The 8,289-nt window shown below is 32.7% G+C and carries 10 protein-coding genes, 2 other RNA genes and 1 pseudogene; 7 read left to right on the top strand and 6 right to left on the bottom strand.

The annotated features are described in order from the left end of the window. Positions 1 to 100 precede the first annotated feature (100 nt). Both OZD66_RS05850 and OZD66_RS05845 read right to left on the bottom strand, forming a co-directional pair. Positions 101 to 1,390: a bifunctional folylpolyglutamate synthase/dihydrofolate synthase gene (locus tag OZD66_RS05850; protein ID WP_182367202.1), complete on the bottom strand. Its 1,290-nt coding sequence runs from the start codon at positions 1,388 to 1,390 to the stop codon at positions 101 to 103. Beyond that, positions 1,387 to 1,977: an MlaC/ttg2D family ABC transporter substrate-binding protein gene (locus OZD66_RS05845; RefSeq protein ID WP_182367199.1), complete on the bottom strand. Its 591-nt coding sequence runs from the start codon at positions 1,975 to 1,977 to the stop codon at positions 1,387 to 1,389. Before OZD66_RS05845 ends, OZD66_RS05850 begins: the two co-directional genes overlap by 4 nt. Before the next feature lie 109 nt (positions 1,978 to 2,086). Here OZD66_RS05845 and ssrS point away from each other — a divergent pair. The 3 genes from ssrS to OZD66_RS05830 all read left to right on the top strand — a co-directional run bounded on the left by ssrS (position 2,087) and on the right by OZD66_RS05830 (position 3,488). Continuing rightward, a non-coding RNA gene (ssrS, locus tag OZD66_RS05840) (6S RNA) lies at positions 2,087 to 2,248 on the top strand. Between the two features lie 19 nt (positions 2,249 to 2,267). Further along, positions 2,268 to 2,729 carry a type II toxin-antitoxin system RatA family toxin gene (locus OZD66_RS05835; protein WP_182367196.1) on the top strand — a complete coding sequence of 154 codons (462 nt, stop codon included), beginning with the start codon at positions 2,268 to 2,270 and terminating at the stop codon, positions 2,727 to 2,729. 54 nt (positions 2,730 to 2,783) lie between these two features. Then, positions 2,784 to 3,488 carry a DsbA family protein gene (locus OZD66_RS05830; RefSeq protein ID WP_038199341.1) on the top strand — a complete coding sequence of 235 codons (705 nt, stop codon included), beginning with the start codon at positions 2,784 to 2,786 and terminating at the stop codon, positions 3,486 to 3,488. A gap of 29 nt (positions 3,489 to 3,517) precedes the next feature. Here OZD66_RS05830 and OZD66_RS05825 read toward each other — a convergent pair whose 3' ends face one another. After that, a complete protein-coding gene (locus OZD66_RS05825) occupies positions 3,518 to 3,796 on the bottom strand; it encodes a DUF2671 domain-containing protein (protein ID WP_182367193.1) in 279 nt (92 codons plus the stop codon). 250 nt (positions 3,797 to 4,046) lie between these two features. Here OZD66_RS05825 and OZD66_RS05820 point away from each other — a divergent pair, with 250 nt between their 5' ends. Then, a complete protein-coding gene (locus tag OZD66_RS05820) occupies positions 4,047 to 4,694 on the top strand; it encodes an O-methyltransferase (protein WP_182367190.1) in 648 nt (215 codons plus the stop codon). Position 4,695: 1 nt separating this feature from the next. On the opposite strand, the gene OZD66_RS05815 is transcribed toward OZD66_RS05820, so the two are convergent. Together OZD66_RS05815 and OZD66_RS05810 are read right to left on the bottom strand one after the other, a co-directional pair. Continuing rightward, positions 4,696 to 5,349: a glutathione S-transferase family protein gene (locus OZD66_RS05815; protein WP_182367188.1), complete on the bottom strand. Its 654-nt coding sequence runs from the start codon at positions 5,347 to 5,349 to the stop codon at positions 4,696 to 4,698. A gap of 107 nt (positions 5,350 to 5,456) precedes the next feature. Continuing rightward, positions 5,457 to 5,573: pseudogene (locus OZD66_RS05810) on the bottom strand (WPE palindromic element domain-containing protein); the annotation flags it as partial. Positions 5,574 to 5,805: 232 nt separating this feature from the next. Here OZD66_RS05810 and ffs point away from each other — a divergent pair. From ffs to OZD66_RS05795, 3 genes are all read left to right on the top strand, one after another. Further along, positions 5,806 to 5,905: signal recognition particle sRNA small type (gene ffs, locus OZD66_RS05805), an RNA gene on the top strand. 15 nt (positions 5,906 to 5,920) lie between these two features. Further along, positions 5,921 to 7,522, top strand: coding sequence for a DNA polymerase III subunit gamma/tau (gene dnaX / locus OZD66_RS05800; protein ID WP_182367184.1), 1,602 nt, complete (start codon positions 5,921 to 5,923; stop codon positions 7,520 to 7,522). Between the two features lie 3 nt (positions 7,523 to 7,525). Then, positions 7,526 to 7,858 carry a YbaB/EbfC family nucleoid-associated protein gene (locus tag OZD66_RS05795; protein ID WP_010963017.1) on the top strand — a complete coding sequence of 111 codons (333 nt, stop codon included), beginning with the start codon at positions 7,526 to 7,528 and terminating at the stop codon, positions 7,856 to 7,858. A 240-nt stretch (positions 7,859 to 8,098) separates the two neighbouring features. On the opposite strand, the gene OZD66_RS05790 is transcribed toward OZD66_RS05795, so the two are convergent. Further along, the coding region (locus OZD66_RS05790) for a hypothetical protein (RefSeq protein ID WP_275022498.1) at positions 8,099 to 8,289 on the bottom strand (191 nt) is incomplete at its 5' end.

Here is an 8,289-nt window from a genome sequence, read left to right as displayed (position 1 = left end):
AGTCATAACTATATGCTGCTGGCATGCTTACCATCACTACTATAAATCCATATCTTACCTTTTTTGGACTATTATGAGAAGTGCTATAATATCATCAAAGTTAGCTATTCTCCATAGCGAAGTCTCTGGCTAGGAACAATGAGCCACAGATTAGTATGGTTTTGACGTTTTGGGTAGAGGCTTTTAATATGTGATTTGATATTGCATCGCCAATTGATTCACATTCAACTGCTTTTATTCCTATGTTATTGGCTTTTTCCCTAATCAAATTTGTATTTGTTGCTTTAGGTTCAGACTTAACACAAACCGCACATAGTAGCTTGATATATGGCTTTAAGTGCTCTAAGAACTCTTCCACATTTCTGTTACTAGTAACACCAAAAACCATATAAATACCTTCAGCAAAATTATCTTTTACCCACTGAGATAGTACTCTAGCACCATCATTATTGTGTGCACCATCTAAAAATAATTGCCAATCTTTCGGTAGTAGGAAAATTAAATTACCTTCTTTTATAGACTCTAGCCGTGCAGGCCAATAAGTGCACTGTAAACCTGAAGTGATATCCTCTTCTCCAATATCAAATTCATACTTTCCACTTAAAATACTACATGCTGCAATAGCATTGCCTGCATTAATCACCTGATGATCACCCTTTAAAGATGGCAAAGGAAATTCTATTGATTGAATAGCTGATTGAAAAGCCATTTTGTTGTTCTTTTTTTTGCAATTCCATTCAAGACCTCCTCTATACAAGGGAGATTTCTTATTTATTGCGTGGTGTTCTAGCGTGTTCACTATAGATTTTTCTTGCGGTGCTATTACGCAAGGAACATTAGGTTTCATTATTCCAGCCTTTTCACCTGCTATAATTTCTACAGTAGGGCCAAGATATTCCGTATGATCAAGTGCAATGGAAGTAATTATTGTTAAAATCGGATTATCTATAACATTTGTTGCATCAAGCCTTCCACCCATACCCACTTCAACTAAAGTTATATCGGCTTTATGACGAGAAAAAGCTAAAAAAGCTGCAATAGTTGCAGCTTCAAACAGAGTGATAGGTTGTTCTGCAATTACTGCACGACATTCTTCTAATAAGCTATATAATTCATTATCGTCGATATAGCTGCCGGCTATCACTATCCTCTCATTAAAACTCACTAAATGTGGAGAAGTGTATGCGTGTACCTTATACCCTGCTGCTTGCATTATATATCTTATAAATGCTAGTGTTGAGCCTTTCCCATTAGTTCCAGCTATATGAATTACGGGAGGCACTTTTTTCTCGGGATTATCTAGTTTACTAAGAAAGCTTTTTATGCGATCAAGAGAAAAATCATTCGGCCTGCTACCAAGTGGCTTAGGCCAATGAGGCATATATATCATAGATTATTGTTACATTTTAATTCATCTATCACACTTGCTATGCCATGCGTATCGATTTTTTCACTAAATTGAGAACGTTGATTAATAGCAATACTTATTCCACTCATTACAACATCACTTATCAAGAAAGAACTGTTATTTTTAGTAACTTTAAAATCAATATTTGTAAATTCTTCATCACCGTAAGAAAATCTTGTGCCAATTAAGCAAGTTTCATCGTCAACTGCTTTTGTACTCATTATGATCATTTCACTATCATGCATGTATTTATATAAAATTTTAACGCACAAACGCGTAAGATACACTTCATACTCTCTTAAAAAATCTTCTTTTTCTTTTTGTTTAACTAAAGCCCAATGTTTCCCTATAACGAATTGCGATATTCCTTTGAGGTTAACATTATTCTGAATGACCTCCTGAAGCTTTTCGTGTACATGCTCTAGGTTTTTTCTATTTCCTTTTGTAGATATACCATCCACTTGTTGCTTCATAGTATGCACAAAAATTTTGTGATCTGTACAATTAGTATAAGCACTTGAAGAAATTACAATAAAAACAATAATGATTAAAACTTTAGTAATGTTCATAAGATAAACTATAATACTTAAAATGCAAAATTTAATAAAGATTAAATAATAATCGCTGACTTTAATATACCTATAGACATGCCCTGTGTAAATCATCTATAATTCAAGTAGGGGTCTGTGCTATACGTTGTGAGTTAAGTTAAATTTCCCGAGCGATAATTTCTAGAGAGGGGAATTGCCTCTGCTGGTTTCGTGGAAACTAATATGCGATGCCCACCTTAACTTCAGGTCTCAGGAATCTACTAAGGCTGACGGTAGATACGGATCCTTTTTTGATTGGTACTAAATTTATGCTTCATCAATACAGAGAACAAGGTACCTTCCTATGTTTGCCTAATGAAGTATTCCAAATTGTAATTGATGTTGAAAGGTATCCTGATTTTGTTCCTTGGTGCAAAGCCGTTTATATAAAAGAAAAAATTAACAACCAAATGGTTGTGGATCTCCTCGCAGCTTTTCATGGAATTAAAGGTAGATATACATCAGAAGTTACTTCTCTTTCTCCAAGTGGAACAAATGAAGGTTGGATAAAAGCTGTATCATCAAATGGAATATTTAAACATCTATACAATGAATGGCAATTCATTCCCATAGATGAAAATAAAACTATGGTAAAGTTTTATATAGAGTTTAAGTTTAAGTCCAACTCATTTTCCACTTTATTAAACTCAGTATGTAAGTATACACAAAGTAAAATAATTGCTGCATTTAAAGATAGGGCTGAAAGCCTTGCTAAACAAAAGTTATCTTGACATTATTAATATAAATGTATAATTTTTTTTAGTAAGTTAAGTGTTTATATTGTAATGATTTTTAGACTATTGTTTTTATTAATTTTCATAAGTGTTAATTCTTATGCAGTTGTTAAGCAAGATTTATCCGATAACCAATACATTCAAAAAAAACCCAATGAAATAACATCAAATGAGCTATTATCGCCATTACCTAATGATAAATTATTAGGAGATCCAAAAGCACCAATTCTAATGATAGAATATGCTTCATTAACTTGTTATCACTGCTCTCTTTTTCATAGGAATGTTTTTCCTAAAATTAAAGAGAAATATATAGACACAGGTAAGATGTTATATATATTTCGTCATTTTCCTTTGGATTACAGAGGGCTAAAGGCTGCAATGCTAAGTCATTGCTACGAAAAACAAGAAGACTACTTTAATTTTAACAAAGCTGTTTTTAACTCAATAGATTCGTGGAATTACTACAATTTAAGTGATTTGACTTTACTACAAAGAATTGCTGCACTAAGCAACTTAAAGCAAGATGCATTTAACCAATGCATTAATGATAAGAAAATAATGGATAAAATCGTAAATGATAAATCACTGGCAATTAATAAACTTGGTATCACAGCCACTCCAATATTTTTCATCAAGCTTAACGATGATAAATCATATATAGAGCATAATAAAGTTAAACATGGAGGGTATAAAGAGCTGAAATATTTCACTAATGTGATAGATAAATTATATGGAAAAGCTATAGTGAAGTAATACCACTGTAGCTTACCATATAAAAGACTCTATGCTGAGTCATTGTTTTTCACTACTGTTTGTTGTTTTTTACGCTCAAACTCTCTTTTTTTACTGTGCCAAGTGTAGTAATACATAGCGATTTTATTCTCTATTAATACTATTGTCCCATCATAAAACTGAACCATATCCATAACTTTTCTCTGAGCTTCATCAAAACGTTCTTTATACTGTTCACGATAAGCTGGATTATGTAGTAACATAACCCCTTCATTCTTGTTAGATTTTTTGTTTAACGTTTCAACTTCACCAGCAATAGTATAAGACATATAACCCCCTCTAATTGATTATAAAAATTATATTTTAAAAAGAGAAATGCGCATAAACAATCCCTTTAATTCTAGCATAATAATCGACTGTTTATTATACTAGTTAACTATAGTACGATATATAATAATTTTTGTCACTTAAAATTTTATACTATGAAATAATAACTTAAAATAAATGTTTTTATTATTTTAAACTATATTATTATATTTATAAATTGTGTATGAATTAAGTCTCCCTAATTTATAATATATGCGTAATAATTTTAGTATAAAATTGTCATACATAAGAAATCTATTTGCAAAAGAATATAAAAAAATAGAAGAATATTGTATTCTTGAAAAAAAGCAACATATTCAAATTGGCCCTGAAGAAGGAAAGCTATTAAGTTTATTTATAAAAATCCAAAAAATCAAAAGTATTGTTGAGATTGGCACGTTATACGGTTACTCGTCGATTTGCATGGCAAAAGCTCTACTAAAAGACGGTCATATATATACAATAGAAAATAATCCTCAACACTCAAGAATAGCAAAAAAAAATTTTAGCGCTTTTAATCTAAGTGATAAAATTACTCTAATAGAAGGCGATGCACTGGAAAAAATTAATGAATTATCAGCAAAAGCACCATTTGACATGATATTTATTGATGCTGACAAACGTAGTTATCCTAAGTATTTAGATTGGGCAGAGTCATACATTAAACAAGATGGGCTAATCGTTGCAGATAACACTCTACTGTTTAACACAGTATTTTTAGAATCGCCTCCAAAAGAAGTATCAGAAAAATCATGGCATGCCATGAGGGAGTTTAATAATAGATTATCAGATGAAAAAAAATATTTCTCTATATTGATTCCAACTGATGAAGGAATGACTGTAGCTTTAAAGCTAACATAAGTTAAAAATCAAGGTCAGCATAATGTTTAGGAGGGATTAAACCAGAAATCCTCTCTAATAATATCTCACGAAAACAAGGCTTTGATTTAACAATGGAGTACCATTCTTTTAAAATTTTACTTTTTTCCCATGGAAAACTACTTACATAATCCATTACGGAAATATGCGATGCTAAAGTAATATCAGCTAAAGTGAACTTATCAGTTGCAAGCCAAACGTTCTTGTTAATTAAGTGTTCGATGTATTCCATATGGCAAGGCAGGTTATGCTGAGCTGCATGAAGAAATCTAGAGTCAGGGCTGCGGTTAGTAATTACTTTTTCATTCATAATATACTTAGTAACTTCATTGTAAAATTTGTTATCGAACCAATTGATTAGAGCGCGTATTTTAGACTTAATAATAGTGGATGAACCAAGTAATTTGACGTCGCTATTGTAAGTCTCTTCTATATATTCACAAATGGCATTACTATCCGCTATTACAAAGTTATTATCTATTAACACTGGTACTTGCCCGGTTGAATTGATCTCCATAAATTCATTCCGCTTTTCCCACGGATTTTCATACACTAGATCACAGCCTAATTTTTTTTCTTTTAGAAAAGCTCTAACTTTTCGTGAAAATGGACAAAGAGGAAAATGATATAAAATCATAATGTTCCTCTTTTGTTATACCAATATCCTTTTTTTGTTACTCTATGGCTTGACCTACAACTGTACGAACTTTCTTTGTAGTCCACAGAAGTTTGCGTAGCAGGTAGTGTCATGCAAGTAGCTGACACTGGAATCCAGTTCTTGTTATACAATTGCCTAGTGCGCTCATTTACAGTTAAGTTTTCTGGATCCAAGTAGTCAAGCACTGGGATGACATCCTTTTCGGTAAAAATTGCTCTTATATCACAACATTCATACAGCTGTATGCCTAGGCACTGGGATGACATAAATAAGCGCTGAAATGACATAAATAAACATTGGAGTGACAATCTTGTAGTGACTTGCATGACAACTAACTTTTTGTTTACTTCAAAATAGCACTGTAAAAAATTTAACATATCAAATTATAGAGCTAATATAGGATATACCTTGCTAAATAAAAAAAAAAGTATAATATTTTATAAGGTATGCAGGCAAAAACTCTGTAATTTGGTCAGATCAGAAATGAAGCAGCCATATCAGAACCTTTTTGGGTTGCATACCTATTTCATTATTTGTTTTATCCGAGGCTATGAATATAGCATTAAAACATCGTCCTAGTAGCTTCAAAGATCTAGTAGGTCAAGATATATTAGTGCGTGTATTAGAAAATGCTTTTATTTTAAACAAAATCCCACAATCTATACTGCTCTCTGGTAGTAGTGGAGTTGGTAAAACCACCACTGCAAGGATAATAGCTTTATGTTTGAATTGTTCCCTGGGGCCAATTTTTGAACCTTGCGGATCATGTGAAAATTGTCTAGCAATAAAAAATTCAAGCCATCCAGATGTAATTGAAATCGATGCAGCAAGTCACACTAGCATTGACGATATTAAAGTAATCCTGGGAGATATTTGCTATTCACCTATAAGCTCTAAATTCAAAGTCTACATTATAGATGAAGTACACATGCTATCTAGCAGTGCATTTAACGCATTACTTAAAACCCTAGAAGAGCCGCCATCTAGTGTAAAGTTCATTTTAGCAACTACGGAAATAAAAAAGATACCAATAACTATTATTGCACGTTGTCAAAGATTTGATTTACACAACATTCCTGTAGCTAAAATAGTGGAACGTTTAAATGATGTTGCACAAAAAGAGAGTTATTCCATTGAAAAGGGAGCATTAGAATTAATTGCACGACACTCTGGAAATTCAATGCGTAACGCCTTGTTTTTGATGAATCAAGCAGTGCTATATAGCAAAGATGGTGCAATATCCACTAAAAATGTGACAGACATACTTGGCCTAGTGGATAAAGATATTATATTCGATCTATTAGGGGCAATATTAGAAGGTGATTTACGGAAAGCTCTATCAGTGTTTGACAAGGCGGTAAAAACAGCAAACCCACTTAGTATTTTTGAAGGTCTATTGCAAACAATTCAGTTAGTATGCCGTTTTTTGATTACAAAAGAGATTGATAATGCAGTTACAGAGCATGAAAAGAATAGGATAAAAGATTTAAGTATAAAGAGATCTTTAATATTTTTTTCGAGATTGTGGAAGATGTTGCTTAAAGGTATTCAAGATATAAAAACTTCAACATGCAACGATGTTGCTGCTGAAATGATGTTAATTAGCCTCTGTTATCTTTCTGATCTGCCTTCTCCGGAACAGGTGATCAAAAAAGTTCTTTCGCAGAATGTAGAGCAAGGAAATAGACAGGGCAGACCTGTTGCACCTTCCCCCTCTGTCATCCAAGTAGCTGACTACTCGGATCCAAAAAAATATGTGGAAAGTAAACAACAACCCCACTCTGTCATCCCAGTGCGTGACACTGGGATCCATGTGGAAAATAAACAACAAAATTACGATTTTGATAAGATTTTGCAACTATTAAGGCGAAGTAACCAAATTTATCTTTACAAACAACTGTGTAATAATCTACAATTAATAGATTGTAAACCTGGATATTTAAAATTAAAAGCTGTATCTAAGTTGGATGGTAATTTTTGCAATGATTTAAAAAATTACTTAAACCAGGTGACTCAGCAAGAGTGGGTTATTGCAGTTGATACAGGTTATATAAACAGGGAAGTGAGTAATTTAAATTATGTACCTGCAGTTAAGGATATCCTTGACACGTTTAAAGGTGCAAAAGTAGTTAATATAGAAAATAAGGAGTAAGTTGTGGATTTTAGTCAAATAATGAAACAAGCGCAAGAGATGCAAAAAAAGCTTGCAGAAGCTCAAGAAAAATATGTTGGAAAAGAGTTTCAAGGTATTTCTGGTGGTGGCAAAGTTTCTGTATTAGTGGAAGTCATAAAAATAGGTAGCTATAAAGCTAAAAAGGTGAACATAGACTTAGAACTTATGAGAAATGAGGAAAAAGATATAGTAGAGGATTTAGTAACAGCAGCGTTTAATGATGCCGTTAAAAAAGCAGAAGAAGATATGGCGAATGCAACTTCTGATCTTGCAGGTATGATGGGTTTACCATCTGGGTTTAAACTTCCTTTTTGAATTTACTACTGAAGTTTCTTTTAGTGTAAGTATTTTTTTTCTAATATTCCCAACGCTAGTACTTCTTCATATAATGTACCTATACTAGCATAGCCCTACGTCATACCGTGATTCATTCCACAACTGTACAAACATTGCAATATGGCACATAGTAAACGATGTCATTCCAGTCTGGAATCCAGCCTTGCCGTAATCTCATCAAGAACGTTGTGTTTTAACATAAAACGGCTACTTTTACGCTTACCAACTTAATAAAATTCCTGGATCCCAGTGGGCTTTGTTGCATCGCTCAAGTGAAAAGAACTGGCAGTTACTGACAAAATTCATTATAAATAGCCATCTAACTGTTGAAGAAAAAATATGCCACAAAAAATGAGAGTCAGTAACTGCCATGAATATAACAAATTTCTCCAAGAAAGAGGAAGCATTTT

This window comes from Wolbachia endosymbiont of Drosophila baimaii, from assembly GCF_028982185.1.
Taxonomy (GTDB): domain Bacteria; phylum Pseudomonadota; class Alphaproteobacteria; order Rickettsiales; family Anaplasmataceae; genus Wolbachia; species Wolbachia pipientis.
Note: the sequence above shows the minus strand (reverse complement) of the source record. Positions and strands in the feature narration are given on the sequence as shown.